The organism is Salinicola halimionae, from assembly GCF_003206065.1.
Taxonomy (GTDB): Bacteria; Pseudomonadota; Gammaproteobacteria; order Pseudomonadales; family Halomonadaceae; genus Salinicola; species Salinicola halimionae.
In genome coordinates this window covers 508932-533239 of record NZ_PZJQ01000002.1, presented here as the reverse complement: position 1 = coordinate 533239, position 24308 = coordinate 508932, and the positions used below count along the sequence as shown (strand labels likewise).

The 24308-nt window shown below is 61.8% G+C and carries 26 protein-coding genes; 12 read left to right on the top strand and 14 right to left on the bottom strand.

What is annotated here, in order from left to right; all coding sequences use genetic code 11:
* The first annotated feature begins 53 nt into the window (after window positions 1-53).
* Together DOM27_RS03020 and bamJ are read left to right on the top strand one after the other, a co-directional pair.
* Window positions 54-566: a TIGR02444 family protein gene (locus tag DOM27_RS03020; RefSeq protein WP_157956703.1), complete on the top strand. Its 513-nt coding sequence runs from the start codon at window positions 54-56 to the stop codon at window positions 564-566.
* An 86-nt stretch (window positions 567-652) separates the two neighbouring features.
* Window positions 653-1402: a BamJ family beta-barrel-assembly machinery protein gene (gene bamJ / locus DOM27_RS03015; protein ID WP_110654558.1), complete on the top strand. Its 750-nt coding sequence runs from the start codon at window positions 653-655 to the stop codon at window positions 1400-1402.
* A gap of 61 nt (window positions 1403-1463) precedes the next feature.
* Here bamJ and DOM27_RS03010 read toward each other — a convergent pair whose 3' ends face one another.
* Window positions 1464-2000 carry a hypothetical protein gene (locus DOM27_RS03010; RefSeq protein WP_110654557.1) on the bottom strand — a complete coding sequence of 179 codons (537 nt, stop codon included), beginning with the start codon at window positions 1998-2000 and terminating at the stop codon, window positions 1464-1466.
* A 92-nt stretch (window positions 2001-2092) separates the two neighbouring features.
* On the opposite strand from DOM27_RS03010, the gene DOM27_RS03005 reads away from it, so the two are divergent.
* Complete coding sequence (locus DOM27_RS03005) at window positions 2093-3013, top strand: AEC family transporter (RefSeq protein WP_110654556.1); 921 nt, start codon at window positions 2093-2095, stop codon at window positions 3011-3013.
* A gap of 229 nt (window positions 3014-3242) precedes the next feature.
* Here the strand turns inward: DOM27_RS03005 and DOM27_RS03000 are convergent, their stop codons facing one another.
* The gene (locus tag DOM27_RS03000; protein ID WP_110654555.1) at window positions 3243-4178 is read right to left on the bottom strand and encodes a LysR family transcriptional regulator; all 936 of its coding nucleotides are present in this window, start codon (window positions 4176-4178) and stop codon (window positions 3243-3245) included.
* A gap of 88 nt (window positions 4179-4266) precedes the next feature.
* Between DOM27_RS03000 and DOM27_RS02995 the strand changes: the two genes are divergently transcribed.
* The gene (locus tag DOM27_RS02995; RefSeq protein ID WP_110654554.1) at window positions 4267-5178 is read left to right on the top strand and encodes a DMT family transporter; all 912 of its coding nucleotides are present in this window, start codon (window positions 4267-4269) and stop codon (window positions 5176-5178) included.
* 19 nt (window positions 5179-5197) lie between these two features.
* On the opposite strand, the gene trmB is transcribed toward DOM27_RS02995, so the two are convergent.
* The 4 genes from trmB to DOM27_RS02975 all read right to left on the bottom strand — a co-directional run bounded on the left by trmB (window position 5198) and on the right by DOM27_RS02975 (window position 8743).
* Entirely contained in the window at window positions 5198-5923 is a 726-nt protein-coding gene (gene trmB, locus DOM27_RS02990) for a tRNA (guanosine(46)-N7)-methyltransferase TrmB (protein WP_110654553.1), read from the bottom strand.
* A 92-nt stretch (window positions 5924-6015) separates the two neighbouring features.
* A complete protein-coding gene (locus DOM27_RS02985) occupies window positions 6016-6813 on the bottom strand; it encodes a thiazole synthase (RefSeq protein WP_110654552.1) in 798 nt (265 codons plus the stop codon).
* 31 nt (window positions 6814-6844) lie between these two features.
* A complete protein-coding gene (gene thiS / locus DOM27_RS02980) occupies window positions 6845-7045 on the bottom strand; it encodes a sulfur carrier protein ThiS (RefSeq protein WP_110654551.1) in 201 nt (66 codons plus the stop codon).
* A 219-nt stretch (window positions 7046-7264) separates the two neighbouring features.
* A complete protein-coding gene (locus DOM27_RS02975) occupies window positions 7265-8743 on the bottom strand; it encodes an alanine/glycine:cation symporter family protein (protein ID WP_110654550.1) in 1479 nt (492 codons plus the stop codon).
* Between the two features lie 141 nt (window positions 8744-8884).
* Between DOM27_RS02975 and DOM27_RS02970 the strand changes: the two genes are divergently transcribed.
* Window positions 8885-9271: a DUF423 domain-containing protein gene (locus tag DOM27_RS02970; protein ID WP_110654549.1), complete on the top strand. Its 387-nt coding sequence runs from the start codon at window positions 8885-8887 to the stop codon at window positions 9269-9271.
* A gap of 56 nt (window positions 9272-9327) precedes the next feature.
* Here the strand turns inward: DOM27_RS02970 and DOM27_RS02965 are convergent, their stop codons facing one another.
* Together DOM27_RS02965 and DOM27_RS02960 are read right to left on the bottom strand one after the other, a co-directional pair.
* Window positions 9328-9744 carry a PaaI family thioesterase gene (locus tag DOM27_RS02965; RefSeq protein ID WP_110654548.1) on the bottom strand — a complete coding sequence of 139 codons (417 nt, stop codon included), beginning with the start codon at window positions 9742-9744 and terminating at the stop codon, window positions 9328-9330.
* A 217-nt stretch (window positions 9745-9961) separates the two neighbouring features.
* Window positions 9962-12154 carry a malate synthase G gene (locus tag DOM27_RS02960; protein WP_110654547.1) on the bottom strand — a complete coding sequence of 731 codons (2193 nt, stop codon included), beginning with the start codon at window positions 12152-12154 and terminating at the stop codon, window positions 9962-9964.
* A gap of 318 nt (window positions 12155-12472) precedes the next feature.
* Between DOM27_RS02960 and DOM27_RS02955 the strand changes: the two genes are divergently transcribed.
* The 3 genes from DOM27_RS02955 to DOM27_RS02945 all read left to right on the top strand — a co-directional run bounded on the left by DOM27_RS02955 (window position 12473) and on the right by DOM27_RS02945 (window position 15203).
* Window positions 12473-13468, top strand: coding sequence for an alpha/beta hydrolase (locus DOM27_RS02955; protein WP_110654546.1), 996 nt, complete (start codon window positions 12473-12475; stop codon window positions 13466-13468).
* Window positions 13465-13986 carry a hypothetical protein gene (locus DOM27_RS02950; RefSeq protein WP_110654545.1) on the top strand — a complete coding sequence of 174 codons (522 nt, stop codon included), beginning with the start codon at window positions 13465-13467 and terminating at the stop codon, window positions 13984-13986. Before DOM27_RS02955 ends, DOM27_RS02950 begins: the two co-directional genes overlap by 4 nt.
* 104 nt (window positions 13987-14090) lie before the next feature.
* Window positions 14091-15203 carry an aminotransferase class I/II-fold pyridoxal phosphate-dependent enzyme gene (locus DOM27_RS02945; RefSeq protein ID WP_110654544.1) on the top strand — a complete coding sequence of 371 codons (1113 nt, stop codon included), beginning with the start codon at window positions 14091-14093 and terminating at the stop codon, window positions 15201-15203.
* A 22-nt stretch (window positions 15204-15225) separates the two neighbouring features.
* On the opposite strand, the gene DOM27_RS02940 is transcribed toward DOM27_RS02945, so the two are convergent.
* Together DOM27_RS02940 and DOM27_RS02935 are read right to left on the bottom strand one after the other, a co-directional pair.
* On the bottom strand, window positions 15226-16746 hold the full coding sequence (locus tag DOM27_RS02940) for a YifB family Mg chelatase-like AAA ATPase (RefSeq protein ID WP_110654543.1): 1521 nt from the start codon (window positions 16744-16746) through the stop codon (window positions 15226-15228).
* Window positions 16747-16939: 193 nt separating this feature from the next.
* The gene (locus DOM27_RS02935) at window positions 16940-17266 is read right to left on the bottom strand and encodes an accessory factor UbiK family protein (RefSeq protein WP_110654542.1); all 327 of its coding nucleotides are present in this window, start codon (window positions 17264-17266) and stop codon (window positions 16940-16942) included.
* A 295-nt stretch (window positions 17267-17561) separates the two neighbouring features.
* On the opposite strand from DOM27_RS02935, the gene DOM27_RS02930 reads away from it, so the two are divergent.
* The 3 genes from DOM27_RS02930 (at window position 17562) to glnK (ending at window position 19684) form a co-directional block, all read left to right on the top strand.
* Entirely contained in the window at window positions 17562-17900 is a 339-nt protein-coding gene (locus DOM27_RS02930) for a P-II family nitrogen regulator (RefSeq protein ID WP_075560890.1), read from the top strand.
* A 25-nt stretch (window positions 17901-17925) separates the two neighbouring features.
* The gene (locus DOM27_RS02925; RefSeq protein WP_110654541.1) at window positions 17926-19176 is read left to right on the top strand and encodes an ammonium transporter; all 1251 of its coding nucleotides are present in this window, start codon (window positions 17926-17928) and stop codon (window positions 19174-19176) included.
* Between the two features lie 169 nt (window positions 19177-19345).
* Window positions 19346-19684 (top strand): P-II family nitrogen regulator, encoded by a 339-nt coding sequence (glnK, locus tag DOM27_RS02920; protein WP_035476361.1) that lies wholly within the window; start codon window positions 19346-19348, stop codon window positions 19682-19684.
* 239 nt (window positions 19685-19923) lie between these two features.
* Here glnK and DOM27_RS02915 read toward each other — a convergent pair whose 3' ends face one another.
* Window positions 19924-20700, bottom strand: a complete 777-nt coding sequence (locus tag DOM27_RS02915; RefSeq protein WP_110654540.1) for a ferredoxin--NADP reductase — start codon at window positions 20698-20700, stop codon at window positions 19924-19926.
* 151 nt (window positions 20701-20851) lie between these two features.
* On the opposite strand from DOM27_RS02915, the gene DOM27_RS02910 reads away from it, so the two are divergent.
* Window positions 20852-21778, top strand: a complete 927-nt coding sequence (locus DOM27_RS02910) for a LysR family transcriptional regulator (protein WP_110654539.1) — start codon at window positions 20852-20854, stop codon at window positions 21776-21778.
* Window positions 21779-21930: 152 nt separating this feature from the next.
* On the opposite strand, the gene DOM27_RS02905 is transcribed toward DOM27_RS02910, so the two are convergent.
* The 3 genes from DOM27_RS02905 to DOM27_RS02895 all read right to left on the bottom strand — a co-directional run bounded on the left by DOM27_RS02905 (window position 21931) and on the right by DOM27_RS02895 (window position 24307).
* Window positions 21931-22326: a RidA family protein gene (locus DOM27_RS02905; RefSeq protein ID WP_245392563.1), complete on the bottom strand. Its 396-nt coding sequence runs from the start codon at window positions 22324-22326 to the stop codon at window positions 21931-21933.
* Window positions 22327-22350: 24 nt separating this feature from the next.
* Complete coding sequence (locus DOM27_RS02900; protein WP_110654917.1) at window positions 22351-23079, bottom strand: amino acid ABC transporter ATP-binding protein; 729 nt, start codon at window positions 23077-23079, stop codon at window positions 22351-22353.
* A gap of 115 nt (window positions 23080-23194) precedes the next feature.
* Window positions 23195-24307 carry an amino acid ABC transporter permease gene (locus DOM27_RS02895; RefSeq protein ID WP_110654538.1) on the bottom strand — a complete coding sequence of 371 codons (1113 nt, stop codon included), beginning with the start codon at window positions 24305-24307 and terminating at the stop codon, window positions 23195-23197.
* Window position 24308 lies beyond the last annotated feature (1 nt).

Genomic DNA, 24308 nt, shown 5'->3' with positions numbered 1-24308 from the left:
CGCGTCGAATGGGCGCTCATTCTACCAGCCATCCGCCACCGGTATGGAATGCCATGTCCACTCTTGCTGCATTCCCCTCGCTGTGGTCCTACGCACTGGACCGCTACGCCCGCCAAGGGGTCGAAAGGCTGTGTCTGATTTTGCAGGACGAGCATGACTGGGATATCTGCGAGCTTCTGTGGATCGCCTGGCTGAGCGAGCAACGCCGTCGCCCTGCCCCTGGCGCAGACGACGCCCTGGCCACCGCGAGAGCCTGGCAGCAAGAGATGACCGTGCCACTGCGCGAGCGTCGGCGCAGACTGAAAGCCGAAGTGCGGCTGCAGCCGCGACTGGCGCCGCTAAGACAAACACTCAAGCAGGCCGAGCTCCAAGCCGAGCGTGAAATGTTGGCGCGTCTGGAGGCGTTACCCACGATCGATGTCGAGACGGTTTCCCCTCTCGAGCAGGCGCTGGCTACCTGTCAGACACTGCGAGAAGCGACCGCTGGCGCTCACCCCGTGTTACGCGAGTTACTGATGCGCTGGATGCTCGATACGTCGGATGCGGAACCAAAACCCACCTGTTAGAGTCACATCACGACCATCCACCCGATGTTTGAGGCTTCTTTGCAATCTGGCCAGCATCGGTTTCATTCGTGACCCAAGGAGTTTGCATGAAACGTTTGGTAACCGCCGTCGCCCTCGGCAGCATCATGACCCTGCCACTGACGGCCTTCGCACAGGATAAGGTCGACCTCGGCAGCGACCAGGCGAAGCTCAGCTACAGCATCGGTGCCACGCTCGGTCAGGGTCTGTCCAAGGACATCAAGGATCTCGATGTCGACGCCTTCGCCGCGGCGATCAAGGACGTCTACGGCGATGACGACCTGCAGATGAGCCAGGACGACATCAGCAGTACGCTGACCCAGTACCAGCAGCAGAAGGTCGCCGAGCAGAAGGCCGAGCAGAAGAAAGTCGCTGATGAAAATCGTAAAAAGAGCGAAGCCTTCCTGAACGAGAACGCCAAGAAGGACGGCGTGAAGACCACCGATTCCGGCCTGCAGTACAAGTCGCTCGAATCCGGTGACGGCGAGTCGCCTTCAGGCGACGACACCGTTCGCGTCAACTACGAAGGCACCCTGCCGGATGGCACCGTCTTCGACAGCTCCTACAAGCGCGGCGAACCGATTTCGTTCAAGGTCGATCAGGTCATTCCCGGCTGGCAGGAAGCGCTGAAGATGATGCACGTCGGCGATACCTGGATGATCACCGTGCCCTCCGACCTGGCCTACGGCCCGGCCGGCACCGGCGGCCCGATCGGTCCCAACCAGGCGCTGCAGTTCAAGGTCGAGCTTCTGGCCATCAATCCCGATGATGCCGACAAGGACAGCGGCAACGACGACACCGACAACGACGACAGCTAAACGCTGCTACCGTCTAAAACCGCAACATTCGACGCCGACCCATCGAGGTCGGCGTCGGCGTTCACAGGCAGCGTTTGTCGCCCCGCCCCGCCAGGGCCGAGCCCAGATCGTGACTATCGAAATCGAACCAGCTCCCTCTCAGACCGTGATCGCTGAGTACCACCACCTGCGCTCGCCAGGCATCGACGTGAGCACTGCAGAGCCCTAGATTACCCCGGCCGATGAACAACCCATCGCCCTTGGCCTGAAGCCAGAGACGCCGCGATTCCACCGCCATGTCGCGCCCGATGAACTGAACCGTCACCGCTTGCGGCTCGCGCCCATGAACGCGAACCTCGAACGTCAACGAGCCCGCGTCATCGTGGGCCTGCTGGAGTGCGAACGCGAGTGACGAGTCGATCCCCAGATTGGCATGGCAACCGCCTTCCAGCAGCACGCAGCCCTGCGCCGGCGGGTACCAGGTCACGTCGCGGGTCGACTCCCGCAAGTAGTAATAGTCGAGCAGATACCACAGCGCGATCACGATCGTCATCAACGTGACCCCGATCAGCAGATTGAGCATCCGCGGTCTGGCGGTTTCCTCTTCATAGGCAGCCATGGACTTTTAGAGACTCCAAGCGTTGAGCATTAGTCGATAGACTAGCCGGCACCGGCGCTACACATCATCGAGGCGCTCGACAAGGATGACATATGAGCGACATCGCGAACGCCCTGGGCCCGCTATTTCTATTGATTCTACTCGGCGCGGCGCTGGGTTGGGCGCGTTTTCCCGGTGGGGATTTCTGGCCGCGACTCGAGCGTTTCATCTATTACCTGCTATTCCCGGCGATGCTGGTGGCCACGCTCGCCACCGCAGACGTCAGCCAGGTGCCGGTCGTTCGCCTCGGGGTGACGCTACTCGGCACGATGACGCTGCTGGGCCTGGGGCTCTGGCTGGCAAGGGATCGGCTACGATTGTCGCCTCCCGTCTTCACCTCCGCCTTTCAGGGCGTGGTGCGCTTCAACACCTATGTCGGCGTCGCCGGCGCCACCGCTCTGCACGGCGCTGACGGTACCACGGTGGCTGCCGTCGCCGTCGCACTGATGGTGCCTACCGCCAACATTCTCTGCGTGCTGGCCTTCATCGCCTCCGGCACGCTGGGTAGCGCCAGTCTGCGTCAGAGTGCCACGGCGCTACTGAGAAACCCGCTGATTCTCGCCTGCCTGCTGGGCATCGCCTTGAATTTGGGCGGCATCGGGCTACCCGGCTGGAGCTTCGAAGCCGTCGGGCTGCTTGGCAATGCGGCGCTACCGTTGGGGCTGGTTGCCGTGGGCGTAGCGTTGCGGCCCCAGGCGCTATGGCATAGCGGCAAGGCGTTCTGGCTATCGAGTGCACTCAAGTTGATCGTCACACCATTGATCGTAGTGGCGTTGGCCTGGATCGTTGGCCTTCACGGTGTCGATCGAGATATCGCCCTGCTGTTCGCGGCGCTGCCTACCGCCACGTCGGCGTATATCCTGGCCCGCCAGCTGGGCGGCGACGCGGAACTGATGGCCGCCGTGATTACCGGGCAGACGCTGCTGGCGATGGCGACGCTACCGCTACTGTTACACGGCTTCGGGGTGAGTTGATAAATGGCGATTTCGGCATGGCATCCAGCCCAAATAAAAAAGATTCTCGTTACGCTTGCAATCACAAATGAGAATGATTACCTTTACCTCGTGGCGTCGCCAAACGCCACCGACCACAGCAGCGAATGTCAGGTTCCTGCCATGGTTATCTCCTCATCAAGCTAGTCACGGTCCTTAGTGCCGCCCTGCCCAGGGCGGCTTTTTTATGTTCGTATTTCAGGCTCGTGTTTCAGGCCCGCGTTTTCTGTCCGGGATCGCGCCCGCTCAGCGCGTCACGCTGCCAGGGCCCGCGACCCTGCAATCGCTCGCGCAGCAGTTGTGCCAATGCTTCGACTGCCGGCTGCGAGGCGGTATCGATCGTCTGCGCGAAGTGCAATCTGGCGATGCAGCGGCGTATCAGTGGCATGCCGTCGCTTTCATCGAGCGAGCGCATCGCCGTGGTCACTCGTTCGCGGTCGAGCACGCCGATCGCCATGCCGGTTTCGATCGCCTTCTCCACGGCATGAATGCTGGTGCTGGTAAAAATCGCCCGCCACGGACGTTGCGCCAGATCGAGGGCATCGGTCGCCAGCTGCCGATAGGGGCACTCCTCGGGATGTACCGCCAGCGGCACGATCGCCTCCCGATGGATGGCACCCTGAACCGGCCCCGCCCATACCGGCATGGGATGCCACAGCGTTTCCCCGCCCTCGAGCCCCGTTGCATGATCGAGCACGATCGCCAGGTCCAACTGACGCTTGCGCAGCGCCCTGGCGAGACGGCCGCTGGTATCGGTGGTGACATCCAGCAGAATGCCCGGATAGCGCGCCATGAACTGCGGCAGCGTGTCATCGAGCAGCTCGCGGGCATAGTCTTCGGGAATCCCCAGGCGTACGCGCCCGCTCAACCGTTCGCCGCTGAAACGACTGACCAGGGTGTCGTGAACCCGCAACAGTTCCCGCGCTTCGCGTAGCAGCACGTCTCCGCTCGACGTCAACGACACCCCGCGAGGCCCCCGGTCGAGCAGGCGCACGTCCAACTCCGTTTCCAGCCGCTTCATCTGCATGCTGATCGCGCTCAGCGTGCGGTGTCGAACCTCTGCCGTCGCCGCCAGCGACCCCGTCTGCGCCACGACCTGAAACGTGCGCAGGAGCTCCAGGTCCAGCGTGTGGCTGACTTCAATCATATTGAACCCTGATGGATTTTTATTCGATTCATTGAACTCTCCGTGGCGCGCAGACTCAAGCCACATTGACCGGACGGGAGGGCTTGGCATGCGAAATCTATCGCTGAACATGGCGCTGATGACAGGATTCATCATCTGCTGGAGCTCCGGATTCATCGGCAGCCGACTGGCGAGCCAGGCCACCCTGCCGGCGATGGACCTGTTTGCCTGGCGCTTTGTCATCGCCACGCTGATCGCCGCGCTATGGTGGTCGCTGAGCCGTCATCGCGCGGTGACGCTGAGCGGCTGGCTGCGCGAAATGAGCGTCGGCGCGCTCACCATGGGTGGCTATCTGCTGTTCGTGATGCTGGCCGTCGGCCAGGGAGTCAGCGCGGGCTCCACGGCACTGATCACCGCGCAGCAGCCGGTGCTGGCAGCAGTGATCGCGACGCTGTGGCTCCGCGAGCAGCTACCCATGGCTGCCTGGCTCGGCCTGGGAATTGCGGCGAGCGGCGTGGCGTTGTGCTTGGCGGGAGATTGGCAAGGGACCGGCAGCGCCAGCGGCTGGGCCTATGCGCTGCCGCTGCTGTCGGTGATCAGCGTGACCCTGGGCAGTGTGCTCGCCACCCGACGCCCCTCAGGGCTCGGCATGCCGGCCACGCTGACGGCACAGCTCAGCGCGGCGAGCCTGGTCTTTCTGGTCGCGGCCTTCGGCGACGGACAACTGGAGCGGCCGGGCAGCGAATTGATCACCCGGCAGACGCTGGCCTGGTTAATCGCGTTATCGAGCTTCGGCGGCTACGGATTTTTCACCGTTTGTCTGCGTCGCGTGGGCGTCAGCGCTGTCTCTAGCGCCATCTACCTCACGCCGCCAGTCACCTTGCTGTGGAGTGCCTGGATGTTCGGCGAGAATATCGAAACGCTGCAGCTGGGGGGCATGGGGCTGGCGCTATCGGGTGTCGCGATCACGCTGATCGCCCAGCATCATTTCCGGCATCTCGTTGGCTGGGCGCAGCACTGACCCCGTTCGGCCAGCCGGCTCAATCGCGCCGGTAGATGAGATCCCAGACGCCATGACCCAGGCGCTCGCCGCGCTGCTCGAACTTGGTCAGCGGGCGGAAGCGGGGGCGCTCGACGAAGGGCGCGGTTTCGGCCGGCGCGGTGTTGATGAAACCCGGCGCCTTGGCCATCACCTCCGCCATGAATTCGGCGTAGGCCTGCCAGTCGGTCGCCATGTGCAGCTTGCCGCCCGGCTCAAGGCGGGAACGCACCAGTTCGACGAACGGCAACTGCACGATACGTCGCTTGTGGTGCTTCTTCTTGGGCCAGGGATCGGGAAAGAATAGCTGCAGCGTGTCGATGCCGGCTTCCGGCAGGCAGTCCGCCAACACGGCCAGCGCGTCTTCACGGTAGACGCGCAGGTTGGTCAGTCCGCGCTTGTCCGCCTCGTCCAGCAACTTGCCCACGCCGGGCGCGTGAACCTCGATCCCGATGAAGTCGGTCTCGGGATGGCTTTCCGCCTGTTCGACCAGCGACTTGCCCATGCCGAAGCCGATTTCCACCACGCAGGGCGCCTTTCGACCGAACAGTTGCTCGAGGTCCTGACGGCCATCGGCCAGCGTCAGCCCCCACTTTGGCCATACATCCCTCAGGCCGCGCTCCTGCGCCGCCGTCATGCGTCCCGCACGTAGCACGTAACTCTTGATGCCACGGCGCACGGGCGCATCAGTGACGGATTCGGTATCGAGGGTCGTCTTGTCAGTCATGCGGAGGCGTCAACAGGCAAAGGAAATGGGAGTGGCCGCCGATCGTCGGCGGCCCTATTAAAGTCGACCAAAGGGGGCATCGATCGAGAGGCTCAGGCGTTGATCCGCCCGGCAAACGGTGAAGAAGGGCTGGCACTCTGGCGACGCGGCATGCGTTCGGCGAGAAACGCTTCTCGACCGGCTTCGATCGCCTTGCGCATGGCGTTGGCCATCATCACCGGATGCCGAGCGTGCGCGATGGCAGAGTTCATCAACACGCCATCACAACCCATCTCCATCGCCAGCGCCGCGTCGGAGGCCGTGCCGATACCTGCGTCGACCAGCACCGGCACTTCGGCGTGCTCGAGAATGAGCGCAAGCGTAGCCGGGTTGAGCAGGCCATTGCCGGAGCCGATCAGCGAGCCCAGCGGCATCACCGCGCAGCAGCCCCGCTTTTCCAGCTCCTTGGCCACGATGGGATCGTCGCTGGTATAGACCATGACGTCGAAGCCGTCGTTGACCAATGTTTCCGCGGCCGCCAGGGTTTCCACGACATTGGGATAGAGCGTCTTCTCGTCGCCCAGCACCTCCAGCTTGACCAGGTTGTGGCCGTCGAGCAGTTCGCGCGCGAGCTTGCAGGTGCGCACGGCGTCCTTGGCGGTATAGCAGCCGGCGGTGTTGGGCAACAGCGTATAGCGCGATGGAGGGATGGCATCGAGCAGATTGGGCTCGTCCGGATTCTGGCCCAAGTTGGTCCGCCGCACCGCGAACGTCACAACATCGGCGCCGCTCGCCTCGATGGCTGCCACGGTCTCGTCGAAGTCGCGATACTTACCGGTACCGACCAGCAGCCGAGACGCGAAAGGGCGTCCGGCCACGATCAACGGGGTGTCCTGAATCAACTGCGACATGGATGACTCCTGATCATGAACCTGGCGGCGATCAACCGCCGCCGATGGCGTGAACGATCTCCACGCGGTCGCCGTCGTTCAGGCGCATCTGCCCATGCTGGCTGCGTGGCACGATCTCTTCATTGACTTCGATGGCAATACGCCGCCCCGTCAGGCCGAGCGATTCGACCAGGTTGGTCAGCGTGGAATCGCCCTCTAGAGGACGGGGTTCACCGTTGAGTTGGATCAGCATCGCGGCCTCCCGGGGGCGAGTCGAGCGCCTTTCGCACCGGCGCGGGCGCGTAAACACTAAGTGGCGCTTGCAAACGCGTGCTTTTCGCGCGGGTTCGGGCGCGGTAGAAAAAAGACCGCGGCATTGTAGCGCTTAAGGCGAGATCGGGCATCTGACTTACGCATCGCGAGCCGGGGTGTGAATCGAGACCTCACACTCCGGCACGCGTCCATCACCCGCTCAGTCAACGCTCTCTTTCGCGGGCCACACGTCCGAATCGGTCTGTTCGGGCCGCTTGAGCACCTTCTTGGGGTCGAATGTCGGCTCACGAATACCATCCTTGCGTTGGCGCTCGTAATCCTTGAGCACTCGCAGCGCAATCGGGCACAGCAGCAGAATCGCGATGAGGTTGGTCGTCGCCATCAGCCCCATGGCGAGATCGGCGAAGTCCCAAACGAACTGCAGTTGCGCCACGGAACCGATCATCACCATCGCCAGCACCGCGACCCGCAGTACCGATACGGCGGTTTTACTGTGGCCCTTGAACAGATACTCGATATTGATCTGCGAGTAGGAGAAATTGGCGATGATCGACGTGAAAGCAAACAGGAAGATGGCGATCGCGATGAAGATTTCGCCGAAGCTGCCCAAGTGATCGACCATCGCGTCCTGTGTCAGCTGAATGCCGACGATATCCTGGCCCGGCGAGGTGCTCATCAGACGCTCGTAGACGCCGGAGAGCAAAATCACGACAGCGGTGCAGCTACAGATCACTAGGGTATCGATGAACACGCCGAAAGACTGAACCAGCCCCTGTGCCGCCGGATGCTTGACGTTGGCCTGGGCGGCGGCATTGGGCGCCGAGCCCATGCCGGCCTCGTTGGAGAACAGGCCACGCTTGATGCCATTCTCCATCGCGATCTTGATGGTGTAGCCCACCGCACCGCCGACGGCCGGGCCGTAGCCGAAGGCGCTCTTGATGATCAGCTCCAGCATCGCGGGCACTTCACTGATGTTCACGATCAGCACATACAGCGCCACCAGGAAGTAGCCGATGGCCATGATCGGCACGATCTTTTCAGCGGTGCGCGCAACGGACTTGAGCCCACCGTAGATCACCAGCGCGGTGATGATTACCAACGCGACGCCGGTCATCCAGTTGGGAATCGAGAACGCCTGGGACAGGCCCTGAGCGATGGTATTGGACTGCGCACCGTTGAAGGCCAGGCCGTAGGCGATCAGCAGAAAGATCGCAAACAGCACGCTCATCCAGCGCTGTCCCAGCGCTCGCTCGATGTAGTACGCCGGGCCGCCGCGGAAGACGCCATCCTCGTTGCGCTTCTTGTAGGTCTGGGCCAGGGTCGATTCGATGAACGAAGTGGCGAAGCCGACCAGCGCCGTCATCCACATCCAGAAGATCGCCCCGGGGCCACCGACCCACAGCGCGATCGCCACGCCTGCCAGGTTACCAGTGCCGACCCTTGCGGCCAGCGACGTCGCGAAGGCCTGGAAGCCGCTGACACCCTCGCCGGATCCCCGACTGTTGAAGGTGACGCGGGCCATATGCCCGAACAGCCGGAACTGCATGAAGCGCGTGAGCACGGTAAACAGAACGCCGGCGCCCAGCAGCAGATACAGCAGAATATAGGTCCAGACGAAATCACTGACCGGAGTCATGACCGCGTAGATCGCGTCGTGAAGCGTGTTGATGAATTCCATTTCGGAGGTCCTTATGGATAACGATGACGTCGCAAACGCTGGCAGGCGGCTGCCGAGGCGGTTTTTTACGCGCTAGACTAGCGGGCGTCAATTCTGCGGCTGACGCTTCATACAGCATAGTCGCCATCTAGGAGTCGCAACATGCACCAAAAGTGGGCCTGGGTCGCTGCCGCCCTGAGCGGATTCATTATCGTGGCCGCGGGCGCTTTCGGCGCGCACGCACTCGCCGATACGCTATCGCCGCGCGATCTCGAGGTATTCCATACCGCCGTACGCTATCAGGCCTGGCATACGCTGGCGGTGATGGCGGTTCTCGCATGGCAAGGCCAGTGCGCGCTGCGCGGGCAGACACTCGCCATCGGACTCTGGTTGGCGGGCATGGCCCTGTTCAGCGGATCGCTCTACCTGCTGGTGCTCGGCGGAATGCGAGTGCTGGGGATCGTGACGCCCTTTGGCGGCATGCTGCTGATGGCGGGCTGGCTGGTACTGGCATGGAGTGCCTGGCGTCAGCGCCCGGGCGCGGCGTAGATCAGAAGCTCGCTTGGATCACGGCCTCGCTGGCGAAAGCCAACGGCGTGGCGGCTTCAATCGTCCCGATCCGGCAGCACGTAGGTCGCCGTCACCAGGGCAACGGGCTCATCGTCGCCGGTGGAAAACAGCTGGACTTCACCGACGGCGAGGCGCTGGCCGAGCTTGAGAATCCGGGCGTTGGCGATCAGGTCCCGGTCGCCGCGGGCCCGACGCAGAAAGTGACAGTTGAAACTGCTGGTCACCGCCATCGCTTCCGGCCCGATCTGGGCCAGCACCGCGACGAAGAGACAGACGTCGGCAAGATTCACCATCGAAGGGCCAGAGACACAGGCGCCGGGGCGCAGGTGTTCGTCCTCGATCGCCAGACTCATGGTCGCCCGCATGTGATCGACGGCCTCAATGGTGCCTTGGCGCTGGGGGAAGACATCGTCGAGGAAATCCTCGATTTCGGCGGCGGTCATCACGGTCATTGGACTCTCCCTGGGCGGCTGTTCGGCGAGCGGGCATGATCGACGGGAAAAACAGCGTCGCCGACAAGATAGCGCAAGCGGTCACCGAGTCACAGAGAGAAGAGAAGGAGCGAAGGAAGAGAGAGGCGATTGAGCACCGCCTGTCGAGGGGACAAAGCGGCGCTCCTGTTTTCCATTGCTTACGGTTGTTGCTTACTGCTGCTTGCCGTTATCGCTTTCAGTGCTTCGCCTTGTCCACGGCGCGCCAGTGGTGCAGCAACGGTTCGGTGTAACCGGAGGGTTGCTCGCGGCCCTTGAAGATCAGATCCGAGGCGGCCTGAAACGCGGTGGAGTCTTCCAGGTGCGAGGTCATCGGCGTATAGCCGGAATCGCCGGCGTTCTGCTCGTCGACCACCTTGGCCATGCGCGTCAGCGTTTCGCGTACCTGGGCTTCATCGACGATACCGTGATGCAGCCAGTTGGCGATGTGCTGGCTGGAGATTCGCAGCGTGGCGCGGTCTTCCATCAGCCCGACATTGTGGATATCCGGCACCTTGGAGCAACCGACCCCGTGCTCGACCCAGCGCACCACGTAACCGAGGATGCCCTGGCAGTTGTTGTCGAGTTCCTGCTGAATCTCGTCGGCGCCCCACGCGGCCTTGGGATCGACCGGCACGGTCAGCAGATCGTCGAGCAGATCGCTTTCGCCCTGATCTTCTAGGTCGCGCTGGATCGCGGCCACATCGATCTGGTGATAGTGCAGCGCGTGCAATACCGCCGCGGTCGGTGACGGCACCCAGGCCGTATTGGCCCCGGCCTTGGGATGGCCCACTTTCTGATCGAGCATCGCGGCCATCAGGTCCGGCATCGCCCACATGCCCTTGCCGATCTGGGCGCGGCCGCGCAGCCCGCAGGCCAGCCCGATCTGCACGTTGCTGCGCTCGTAGGCGGCAATCCACTGGCTGCCCTTCATGTCGCCCTTGCGCAACATCGGCCCCGCGTTCATGGCGGTGTGCATCTCGTCGCCGGTGCGGTCGAGAAAGCCGGTATTGATGAAGGCGACGCGCGAGGACGCCGCTTCGATGCAGGCCTTGAGGTTGACGGAGGTTCGGCGCTCCTCGTCCATGATCCCCATCTTGAGGGTATCCGCCGGCAACCCCAGCAGCTGTTCGACGCGCCCGAACAGCTCGTCGGCGAACGCCACTTCCTGCGGGCCATGCATCTTGGGTTTGACGATGTAGAGCGACCCGGCGCGCGAATTGCCCAGCGAGGTTTCCGCCTCCCGCTTCAAGTCGTGGATGCCGATCAGCGAGGTCAGCACCGCATCCAGCACACCCTCGGGGATTTCATTGCCGTCGCCGTCGAGAATGGCCGGCGTGGTCATCAGGTGACCGACGTTACGCACAAACATCAGCGAGCGCCCCGGCAGCGTCAGCGCAGCGCCATCCGGCAGGGTATATTCACGATCCGGGTTGAGGCGCCGGGTCACGGTCTTGCCACCCTTGTCGAAATGCTCCTCGAGATCCCCCTTCATCAGGCCTAGCCAATTGCGATAGACCAGCGTCTTATCCTCGGCATCGACGGCAGCGATCGAGTCCTCGCAGTCCATGATCGTGGTGATCGCCGCTTCGACCAGCAGATCCTTGACGTGGGCCGGATCAGTCTTGCCGATGGGATGCTCGGCATCGATCTGGATTTCCAGATGCAGACCGTGATTGGAGAGCAGAATGGCGTCCGGCGAGGCGACGTCGCCCTGGAAGCCGACGAACTGGCCAGGATTCTTCAGCCCTGTATCGCGCCCACCTTCCAGCTTCACCGTCAGATGGCCATCGCGAATCGCGTAGCCGATCGCATCCCGATGCGTTCCGGTAGCCAGCGGCGCAGCCATGTCGAGCACGTTGCGAGCGTAGGCGATCACCTTGGCCCCGCGCTCGGGATTGTAGCCGCTGCCCTTTTCGGCGCCGTCTTCTTCCTTGATCACGTCGGTGCCGTAGAGGGCGTCGTAAAGACTGCCCCAGCGGGCGTTGGCAGCATTCAGCGCGTAGCGGGCGTTGTTGACCGGCACGACCAGCTGAGGCCCGGCTTGGCGGGCGATCTCGGCATCCACATTGGTCGTGGTGGCCTGCACGGTCGTCGGTGCATTGACCAGATATCCGATCTTCTTGAGGAAGGCGCGATAGGCTGCCATATCCTCGATCTTGCCTGGGTTGGCCTGATGCCACTCATCGAGCTTGAGCTGAAGCTCATCGCGCTCGGCCAGCAGTTCCCGATTGCGGGGCGCGAGGTCATGAATCAACGCATCGAGGCCGGTCCAGAACGCCTCGGCCTCGATACCGGTTCCCGGTAAAGCTTCGTCGACGATGAAGCGCTCGAGCACGGTGGCTACCTGCAGACGATGATGCGTGCTACGTTTTGTCTTATCGGATGTCATGTCAGTCTCCAGATCGATGAGCGATCAGGCCACGGCAGTGGCACCGGCGCGTTCCCGGCCATCATTTCCAAGTGCCTTCATTGCTACGCGCCGCCATTTCGACGTGCTTTATGGCAATGCCGCCGTGGCCGAAATTCATTTATGGAAAATATTTCCACATAGCCGTTTCCAGATAATAGTCAGCCAGACGCGCGCTGTCTTCTTCGACCTTCGTCACCCTCGCCGGTTCTCCCGTCTCGACCCATGGGCATCATCTGCTTCATGTCATGGTCTCGATCGCGCTCGACGAGTAGCATGGACGTATCAGGAGACACATGCATGCTCGACTTTTCGCAACTGAAAGCCATTGGCCCCGTCCGGCACATCGATACCCCCACCGATTCACCACTCGCTGGCTATCTCGACCATTACCGGCTGACGTCACTGCTGGATGCCAACGACAATCTGCAACTCCATGCCGGCTTTCTGCAAGCGGAGGGAGAGCAAGGTAGAACCTTCGAACTGTGGACCCAGGTGTGGGCGCCAGCCACGCCGCGGGGAACGATATTCGTGGTGCATGGCTATTTCGATCACCTGGGTCTCTACGGACACCTGCTGGAGCGTCTGCTGGCGCTTGGCTGGCAGGTAGTGATGTGGGACCTGCCCGGCCATGGGCTTTCCAGCGGCGCCCGCGCGACCATCGATGACTTTACCGACTACGTGAGATGCTTCAACAGCGTCGAACGGCAGATCGCCGAGCGACATCTTGCCCCTGGGCCGTGGCTGGCGATCGGCCAGAGCACGGGCGCCTCGATCGTCGCAACCGATGCTCTGGCGCGCGGCGAGCAGGCGCCGTGGCAGGGGTTGGTACTGCTGGCGCCGCTGGTCAGGCCCTGGGGCTGGAACCAGTCGCGCTGGCTACACCGTATCGCCAGCCCGTTCGTGGATACCATTCCCCGAAAGTATCGCGCCAATACCACCAATCTCGATTTTGCCGATTTTCTGCGCCTTCACGACCCTCTGCAGGACGATCACCTGGCGTTGACTTGGGTCACCGCGATGCGCCGCTGGATGCCGACACTGCTGAAGCGACCACCCAGCGAGCTGCCCGTGCTGATTCTGCAGGGGGAGCAGGATCTGACCGTGGACTGGAGCTGGAATCTCAAGGCGCTGCGACGCAAGTTCCCTCGGGCTCAGGTGGTACGTCATCCGGAAGCCCGTCATCATCTGGTCAACGAGGCGGAGCCGATCCGCCGTGTTCTGTTCGAGGCGCTCGACGACTTTCTGACGCGCTTCGCCGCGACGCATCCTCCCGCCCCCGTGCCAGAGCCATGAAACCATGGCTCACCCGTGTGCTACTCGTTGGTTCGCTGCTCACCGCGTTGAGCGGCTGCGCCGGTCTAGGCCAGTCTGCACCGGATGCCCGGGAAGCGCTGAGAGGGTTGGCTGACAGCGCGGCCCGCGGGTTGCTCGAGGCGTCACCCTGGCGCGCCGAGAATGCGTCGGCCGCGACGATTCTGTTACGTCCGGCGGAAGTGGACGCCACGCTGCCGATTACCCCCGATTCGCTCAACGAAGCGTTGGCGCGAGGCTTGCTGAGTCAAGAAAATGCCCCTTACGTACTCGATTGGGCCCCCGCGTCGACGCCGCGGAGCACCAGCGAGCAGTGGCTGCTCCAGGCTCGACTCAGCGCCGAAGCTCCACCGCTGCGCTTGAGCGATCGTATCCTGCAGCCTTATCACCTGCAGTTCGATCTGTCGCAGCCGGGAGACGAACAGTCCCACTGGCAGTGGCAGGCCAGCGGCGCGCTGGATCTCGACGCCCTGCCAACCGATTCTGAATCGGCTCCGTAAAGACGCCAACGATCGGTCACTGGCCTCGAACGCTACCCTAGGCCCTTCTCAATCGCTATCTTCAAACGCAACCGCTATCGCCAATCGTCATGACCGAGATGCCCATGTCACGCTTTGCTCGCCACCTTCACAATCAGGACGGCTCCCACAACCCGTTTCCCGGTCTGCAGGCGCTGGAACGTCGCCTGGGACATCCATTGCCCCACCGTATCGGCTCCAATGAGGGGCTGGATATGCCCCACCAGGCGCTGACAGCGCGATTCGGCAATGAGGTCGCCGAATTCGCCCGCACCTATGGCGATGCCGAAGCATGGCAAGTCCGCCAACGGCTGGCCGCGAGCCTAGGGCTGCCAATGGAAGCGCTGCTGGTGGACGCGGGCGCAGACAGCCTGATGGCGCTGACGCTGCGGGCCTTGTGCGAGGCAGGCGACACGGTCGTCACCAGCGCCGGCACCTATCCGACCTGGAGTTATTTCGTGCGCGGCCATGGCTGTCGCCAGGTCGAAGTCGAGTACGCCAGCGGCCTAAATCATCTGGCGCCAGATCTCGAGGCGCTGGCGGCCGCGGCGACCCGCGAGCGAGCCCGAGTCGTCTACCTGGCCAATCCGGATAATCCCAGCGGCCATTTCCATACCGATTCCGATGTCCTGGCGCTGCACGAAAACCTGCCCGATGACTGCACGCTGGTGCTCGACGAGGCCTATCACGATTTTCGTGGCGATGCGTGGTCGCCGGCCGCCAACGCCGTCTGGCCCGGGGTGATTCGACTGCGCACTTTCTCCAAGGCGCACGGGCTCGCCGGTCTGCGTGTGGGTTACGCCATCGCCACGCCGGAAACGCATGCCATGCTGTCGAAGGTGAGAATTCACTACGCCGTATCGTCATTGGCCTTGGCGGCCGCGGAAACCGTGCTCGCCCATCCCGACGAAACCCGCGAACACGTGGCGGCAGTGGTCGGTCGACGCGAGGCGTTGAGTCAGTGGTTACGAGACCACGGGGCCGATGTGCTGCCCAGCGCCACCAATTTCGTCACTCTGAGGCTGAATGACGCCGAGCGGGCCGCCGCCATTCATCGAAACCTGCTAGCGGAAGGCACGCTCATTCACCGCCCGGCGCACCCGGCACTAGGCCATGTGCTGCGGATCAGCGCGCTCGAAGACGCGCTGGTGCCAGGGCGTCTCGACACGCTGGCCGCGGCGCTGCAAATCGAAAGCTGATCGGCTTTTTTGGCGTCAGGCGTCATGCACGCATGGGGTCGTTGGCGTTCAGCATTCGGTCCAGCTGACGATAACCGATCGCCTCCATCAGCTGCGCCTTGCCGACCCGCGTTTCGCCGCCAAGATCGGCCAGCGTCAACGCCACTCGCAGTACGCGATGATAGGCGCGAGCCGAAAGATTGAGCCGATCCAGGACGCTCGCGAACCACTGGCGTTCGTCTGTCGACAACGCACACGCGGCCTCCAGCTCGGGCCCCGGCAGACGAGCGTTGAGCCAGCCTCTCGCCTGTTGTCGCTGGCGGGCGACCAGCACCCGTTCCAGCACGCTGGCGGAGGACTCTCCCGGCGTCTGATCGGTCAGTTGCGTGGCGGGTAGCGCCGGCACCTCGACCTGCAGATCGATACGATCCAGTAGCGGCCCGGAAAGCCGTGACTGGTAGCGCTGGATCTGTGCGGCGCTGCAGTGACAACGCTTGCGCGGGTCGCCGAGATGGCCGCAGGGGCAGGGGTTCATGGCGGCGACGAGCTGGAAGCGGGCCGGAAAGCGGCGTTGATGATTGGCCCGGGAGATCAGAATCTGCGCCGACTCCATCGGCTCCCTCAGCACCTCCAGCACGTGACGATCGAACTCCGGCAACTCGTCCAGAAACAGAACTCCCTGGTGCGCCAGCGATATCTCGCCAGGACGCGGACGCGAACCCCCACCCACCAGCGCCACACTGCTCGACGTATGATGCGGATTGCGAAAAGGTCGCTGCCCCCAGCGCTCCAGGATCGGCAATCCGCATACCGAGCGCACGGCCGCGACTTCGAGCGACTCGTCCTGGGTCAATGGCGGCAGGATACCGGCCAGACGGCTCGCCAACATGGTCTTGCCGGTACCGGGTGGTCCCGCCAGCAGCAGGTTGTGTCCACCCGCCGCAGCGACTTCCAGCGCTCGGCGCGCTTGATGCTGACCTTTGACATCTGCCATGTCGGGTGGCGCCACGCGCGCCTGAACTGGCGCGCCAAATTGGTGCGCGGGGAGTTTCTCGCGACCCAGCAGATGCCCTACGACTTGCAGGATATGCCCCGCCGCGAACACCTCCACGCCGTCGGCCAGCGCCGCCTCGTCGGCATTGGCGAGGGGAACGATCAGCCCCCGCCCGGCCCGGCGCGCCGCCAATGCCGTGGGCAATACACCCGTCACCGGCCGTAGCGAACCATCCAGCGCCAGTTCACCGACGATTTCGAGCTTCTCGGCGGCCTCCACCGGCACCTGACCGGACGCCATCAGAATGCCCAGCGCGATCGGTAAATCGAAACGCCCGCCATCCTTGGGAAGATCGGCGGGCGCCAGGTTGAGCGTAATTCGACGCGAGGGAAATTCGAAACCCGCGTTAATGAGCGCGCTGCGCACCCGCTCACGGCTCTCCTTGACCGCAGCATCCGGAAGTCCGACCAGCGTCAGTCCCGGCAGGCCGTTGCTGAGGTGCACTTCGATCAGAACTTCCGGTGCCTCGAGTCCGAGGCTGGCACGAGCGCGTACGATGGCAAGGGTCATGTCGTCTCCCAGGTCGGCACCTGGGCGGTCGCCTCAGGCCGGAAGGGAGGCTAAACGCCATCTCCTCCAGCACACACAACTACATATTGTTACGCAATTTCGCAACCCTTGGTAACCGCCCACACCGCTGGGAAAGCTACCGCTGCTCAGGACTCCCCGTAAATTGATGCCGCCTGTCGGCTCTGTCGTCAAATCAGGGCTTCGCGCCATGGGCACTGGCATCCACATCGTCTGCGGGCGGCGTTGCCGGTTCCACCTTGGGCTGAGCCGCCTGCTCACTCTGCAGGGTATTTTCCAGTGCCGCGACCTGCTCCTCCAACGCTTCGACACGCTCACGCGTGCGCTGAAGCACCTCCATCATGATATCGAAGTCTTCGCGTGAAACGATCTCCATGCGCTCGATCGCCCCACGCAGAACGCCCTGAACATTGCGCTGGATATCCCCCGGGGCCTGGGAAGCGCCATGGAGTTTGTCTCCCAGTTGCTTGGTCAGACGCTCGAATCGATCCTGTGCCGACATGACGTTATCTCCTTGGTGGCCTGATGCATTGATGACTTGCCATTCAGCATACGCAAAGTCTTGCCATTACGCCTGCGCCCGACGGCCCGGACCCGTTCGCTCCCGAAAGGTGCAGCTTCAAAAGCAGGATGCGTTGTCTTGGTGCATTCACGGGCGACTTAACCGCCAGCGTTTTTGCAAGAACGGTAAATAGTATTTCTAATCGATTGATTTTTATGAATTCGGTGACGAATGGCATGTGTCCTGCGTGTAACCCAATGGCGCAAGCCGACTCGATTACGGGAGAGGTAAAGGGATGAAACTCATCACCGCCATCATTAAACCCTTCAAGCTCGACGATGTGCGTGAAGCGCTGGCAGATAACGGCGTGCAGGGCATCACCGTCACAGAAGTGAAAGGGTTTGGTCGCCAGAAAGGCCATACCGAGCTTTATCGCGGCGCGGAGTACGTCGTCGATTTCCTGCCGAAGGTGAAGGTCGAGGTCGCTGTCGATGACGAACGTGTCGATGGCGTACTGGACTCGATCCGCAACGCGGCCAACAGCGGCAAGATCGGCGACGGCAAGCTGTTCGTCACGCCACTCGAAGATGTGATCCGGATCCGAACCGGGGAACGCGGGGCCGACGCCGTTTGACGGCGCGGAACGAGGAGACAAAAGAATGAATGATCAAGTAGTTCAACTTTCCTACGCACTCGACACCTTTTACTTTCTGGTGACGGGCGCCCTGGTAATGTGGATGGCGGCCGGTTTCGCCATGCTCGAGGCGGGTCTGGTGCGCGCCAAGAACACCACCGAAATTCTGACCAAGAACGTGGTTCTCTACGCCATTGCCTGCACCATGTATCTGCTGGTCGGCTATCACATCATGTACTCCAGCGAGAGCGGCGGTTTCTTCCCCAACCTCGGCTTCCTGATCGGTGCGGAAAATAGTGTCGATGACGTGATGTCCAGCGGCGGCGACGTCTATTACTCGGCACGCTCCGACTTCTTCTTCCAGGTCGTATTCGTCGCCACGGCAATGTCGATCGTCTCCGGCGCCGTCGCCGAGCGAATGAAACTGTGGGCCTTCATGCTCTTTGCCGTCGTCATGACCGGTTTCATCTATCCGGTCCAGGGCTACTGGAAATGGGGTGGTGGTTTTCTCGACGCGGCCGGCTTCCAGGATTTCGCCGGTTCCGGCGTCGTCCATCTGTGTGGCGCGACAGCCGCCTTCGCCGGTGTCCTGCTGCTGGGCGCGCGCAAGGGCAAATATGGCAAGAACGGTGCCATCTACGCGATTCCGGGCTCCAATCTGCCGCTGGCAACACTAGGCACGTTCATCCTGTGGTTGGGCTGGTTCGGTTTCAACGGTGGCTCCGAACTGATGGTGTCCAACGTCGATGAAGCCAACGCCGTTGCCCAGGTCTTCGTCAACACCAATGCGGCCGCTGCCGGTGGCGTCATTGCGGCAATCATTCTGGCCAAACTGTGGTTCCGCAAGGCCGACCTGACCATGGCGTTGAACGGCGCGCTGGCAGGCCTCGTTGCGATCACCGCTGAGCCGCTGGCCCCTACCGCCCTGGGCGCGACACTGATCGGTGCGGTCGGCGGCCTGCTGGTGGTCATCGCCATCGTGACGCTGGACAAGGTCAAAGTCGACGATCCGGTCGGCGCGATCTCGGTTCACGGCGTGGTCGGTATCTGGGGCCTTATCGCGGTGCCCTTCTCCAACGGTGATGCAACGTTCGGGGCGCAGCTGCTGGGAATCGTGACCATCTTCGCCTGGACCTTCATTGCCAGCCTGATCGTGTGGGGCATCATCAAGGCAGTGATGGGTATCCGAGTCTCCGAAGAAGAAGAATATGAAGGCGTCGATATCGCGGAATGCGGTATGGAAGCCTATCCTGAATTCAACGTCGGCAAGAAGTGAGCCGACACACCGAGTGAGCTGGCGTGCTCCCCTGGCCCCCTTCGGGGGGCCTTTTTTAATTCCCGCGATCGGCGGTGTATGCTTAAACTAACAGTCGTCGGTCATTCATGACGGCGACTCAAGGACTTGAGCGCACATTATCCGTCCATCGCACGCGAGGAGAACTTCCATGAAACTGGTTACCGCCATCATCAAACCGTTCAAGCTGGACGACGTGCGTGAGTCTCTATCCGAGATCGGCGTGCAGGGCGTTACCGTAACCGAGGTCAAGGGTTTCGGCCGTCAGAAGGGTCACACCGAGCTCTACCGCGGTGCCGAATACGTGGTCGACTTCCTCCCCAAGATCAAGCTCGAAGTCGCCGTCGATGATTCCATGAGCGATCAGGTGATCGATGCCATCACCAAGGTGGCCAATACCGGCAAGATCGGCGACGGCAAGATCTTCGTCTCCCCGCTGGAGCAGGTCATCCGTATCCGTACCGGCGAGACCGGCAAGGACGCGGTCTGAAAACTGGCTGCGCTCGGTCATACGGCGTTAAAAAATCAGCTTAAAATGCTCATTTACATCTCGTAAACTCCGCTTTTGCGCTGATTTTTTGCCTTGCCTGACCATCGCTCGCCGACTTTTCAAACTCAAACTTACGCTCGAAATCAGCCCGAAAAAAACCGCCTNNGGAGGCGGTTTTTTTTATTTCCGCTTCAAGCTCACGTGTTCACGCGCTCGGAGAGTCGGATCATTTCTCGACCTTATTTTTCAACAAAGGCCCTCTCGATGACGTAGTCGCCCGGCTCGCCCATTCGCGGCGAAATGGCAAAACCCAATTCGTCGAGCAGTCCGCTGGTTTCCTCGAGCATCGCCGGGCTGCCGCAGATCATGGCCCGATCCTGTTTCGGATCCAGCGGCGGCAGCCCCGTGTCTTCGACCAGCTTGCCACTACGGATATGGTCGGTCAGACGACCCATGGTATGGAACTCCTCGCGCGTCACCGTCGGGTAGTAGACCAGCTTCTCGCGGATCTCGTCGCCCAGGTACTCATGCGCCGGCAGCTCCCTGGAGATGAAGTCGGCATAGGCCAGTTCACTGACCGATCGTACGCCGTGAATCAGCACGACTTTTTCGTAGCGCTCGTAGACCTCGGGATCCTGGATCAGACTCATGAACGGCGCCAGACCCGTACCGGTAGATAGCATGTACAGGTTGCGTCCCGGCAGCAGATCGTCGCAGACCAGCGTGCCGGTCGGCTTGCGGCTGACCATGATCTGATCGCCGACTTTCAGATGCTGCAGACGCGACGTCAGTGGGCCGTCCTGCACCTTGATGCTGAAGAACTCGAGGTGATCTTCATAATTGGGACTGGCGACCGAATAGGCACGCACCAATGGCTTGCTGTCCACTTCCAGGCCGATCATGACGAACTGCCCGTTCTTGAAACGCAGGCTGCGCTCGCGTGTGGTGCGGAAACTGAACAGCGTGTCGTTCCAATGATGAACGCTCAACACCTCTTCCAACGCAAACTTGCTCATGATCGGGTCCTTACGATAACGACGAACGATAATAGCGAAAAGGCATAACCGGGATGCCGACTAGATGCGTCAACTATAAGAAGAACACGGTATTCTGTTAAGTGGATTATTTGGATAACCTATATCCACAAAACCGATAAAGGATCCCGGCATGCGCTATACCCTGCGTCAGCTCGAGGTGTTCGTGGCAATCGCCCAGCAGCAGAGCGTGTCTCGCGCCGCCGAGACACTGTCGATGTCGCAATCGGCGACCAGCACGGCCCTGTCGGAGCTCGAAAAGCAGTTCGACTGTCAGTTGCTGGACCGGCTCGGCAAGCGTCTCAAGCTGAATGCGCTGGGTTTTCAGCTGCTACCCAAGGCGGTGGCCTTGCTGGATCGGGGTGAGGAGATCGAGGAGCTGCTGCAGGGCCAGACCGGCATCGGCTCGCTGGAAGTGGGTGCCACGCTGACCATCGGCAACTATCTGGCGACACTACTGATCAGCGACTTCATGCAACGCTACCCTGAGAGTCGCGTCAGGCTACAGGTCCGCAATACGGCCTCCATCGTCGAGCGTATTGCACTGCACGAGCTGGACCTGGGGCTGATCGAAGGCGACTGCCAGCATGACGATATCGTCATTCAACCGTGGATCGAAGACGACCTGACCGTGTTCTGCTCGCCACGCCATCCGCTCGCCAGCGAAGGTAGTGCCGACGTCGAGCGGCTACTTCGCGAGGCCTGGATCATGCGCGAAGTGGGGTCCGGCACGCGCCGGACGCTGGAGCACGCCATGCGTCATCGCCGCGGGCGTTTCAACATCCTGCTGGAACTGGAGCATACCGAAGGCATCAAGCGCGCGGTGGAATCCGGGCTTGGCATCGGCTGCGTCTCGCGGCTGGCGCTGAGAGATGCCTTTCGCCGCGGCAGTCTGGTACCGATTGCCACGCCCGAGATGGACCTCACTCGGCGATTTGCGTTCATCTGGCATCGCCAGAAGTACCTGACGACCGGGATGCGGGAATTTCTGCGCCTGTGCCGAGAGATGACCGCGGGCATTCAACGTAGCGATGAAATCGAGCTGCCATCGATTCCCTGACACAGAGATCAGCAGCAGTAGCCTATGTCATCCCAAACATACGCAATTTTCTGCCATGCACGATTCAATTCCCTGCCACGAACGACTCTCGGCCAGAAACAGCGACACCCCGCCAATGGGCGGGGTGTCGTCGAAACGTAAAGAGCCGTCTTTCAATCGGTGGCAGGCGGTATCCAGGCGATCATGTCCACCTCGACATCGGCGCCACCGGCCAGGCCGGTGACACCGATGCAGGTGCGCGTGGGCAAGGGGTTTTCGAAGTAGCTGGCATAGACGCCGTTCACCTCTTCGAAGTGACCCATGTTGGTGATGAACACCCGACTCTGGACGACATGCTCGAAGCTGCTGCCGACGGCTTCGAGCACGATTGCCAGATTCTGCATCACCCGGTGTGTCTGTTCGGTGAACGTTCCCAGCAGCATCTCGTTGGTCTCCGGCACGGTCGGCATCTGTCCGGTGATGAAGACAAGATCGCCGACCTTGCAGGCGTGGGAGAACGGCGCGATCGGTTGCGGTGCGCCATTCACGAAGATTTTCTCGATACCCATTTCCAAGCGCCCTCAGTGACTATTTCAATGGCCGAGAATCTGGCTGAGGAACAGCTGGGTGCGTTCCGAGCGCGGATTGTTGAAGAACTCGTTCGGCGGTGCCTCCTCGATGATCTGGCCTTGGTCCATGAAGATCACCCGGTCGGCGACGGTCTTGGCAAAGCCCATCTCGTGGGTGACACAGAGCATGGTCATGCCTTCGTGTGCCAGCTCGATCATGACGTCGAGCACTTCCTTGATCATCTCCGGGTCGAGGGCCGATGTCGGTTCGTCGAACAGCATCACCTCGGGTCGCATGCAGAGTGCGCGAGCGATCGCCACACGTTGCTGCTGCCCTCCAGAGAGCTGCCCGGGATACTTCAGCGCCTGATCGGCGATCTGAACACGCTCGAGATACTCCATCGCGGTCTTTTCCGCCTCGACCCGCGGCTTCTTCTGCACCCAGATCTGCGACAGACAACAGTTTTCCAGCACGCTCAGGTGCGGGAACAGGTTGAAGTGCTGGAAGACCATGCCGACGTTGCGGCGAATCTGCTCTATCCGCTTGACGTCATTGGTCATCGGCACGCCGTTGACCACGATCGAGCCCTGCTGATGCTCTTCCAGGTGATTGATGCAGCGAATCATCGTCGATTTACCCGACCCCGAGGGGCCACAGATGACGATGCGCTCGCCCTTGGTCACGGTCAGGTTGATGTCGCGCAGCACATGGAAGCTGCCGTACCACTTGTTGAGATGATCGATCTCGATCATCGGGCCGTCGCTGCCGGGCGCGGTTGTCCGAGACGCTGTCGCTTCGCTCATGGCAATGATTTCCTGATGACAATCTTGATATGTGAGGAGGTGAATGCGGACACGTTCATCGCACTCACCGTTTATGTCCAGTGTTCAGACGGCGCTCGATGTACTGGCTGTAGCGAGACATGCTGAAGCAGAAGATCCAGAACACGGCGGCCGCGAAAACGTAGCCCTCGGTGGAGAAACCCAGCCAGTTCGAGTCGGTCAGCCCTGCCCGGATGATCGCCAGCAGGTCGAACAAACCGATGATCAGGACCAGCGAGGTATCCTTGAACAGCGAGATGAAGGTGTTGACGATACCCGGTATGACCAGCTTGAGTGCCTGCGGCAGAATGATCAGCCCCGTTCGATGCCAGTAGCTCAGCCCCAGAGCCTGCCCGGCCTCGTTCTGTCCCTTGCCGATTGCCTGCAGGCCACTGCGAATGACCTCAGCCATGTAGGCGCTCCAGAAGAACATGATGCCGATCAGCGCGCGCAACAGCTTGTCGAAGTCCAGATTGCCCGGCACGAACAGCGGCAGCATGACCGAGGCCATGAACAGCACCGTGATCAGCGGCACCCCGCGCCAGAACTCGATGAAGATCACGCAGATCCCCTTGACGAACGGCATCTTCGAGCGCCGCCCCAACGCCAGAATGATCCCCAGAGGCAATGATCCCACGATGCCAACCACGGCGATCGTCAGGGTCAGCATCAACCCGCCCCAGGCTCGGGTCGGCACGTATTCGAGTCCGAACGAGCCGCCCACCAGCAGGAAGTAGGCAATGATGGGGAATCCGGTCAATGTGAACAACGCGACCCATTTCTTGCGCGGGGTCCCGGGAATCGCCAGCCAGGCGACCAGAATCGCCAGCAGCGCAAACACGATATCGACACGCCAGCGAGCGGCTTCGGGGTAGAAGCCGTAGACTATGGTCTCGAAACGGGCCGATATGAAGACCCAGCAAGCTCCTTCGCCGGTACAGGCATCACGTGTGGTGCCGATCCAGTCGGCATCGATCACCGCCCATTCGAGGAATGGCCAGACCAACCGCGCCAGCAGCAAAATCACCACGATCGAGACGATGCTATTGATCGGGCCATTGAACAGATTGGCGCGGAACCAGCCAAGCACGCCCCGGCTCTGGTTGGGCGCTTCTCTCGCTTCGATCATCTCGGTGCGGAAGGTAGAGTCAGTCGTCATT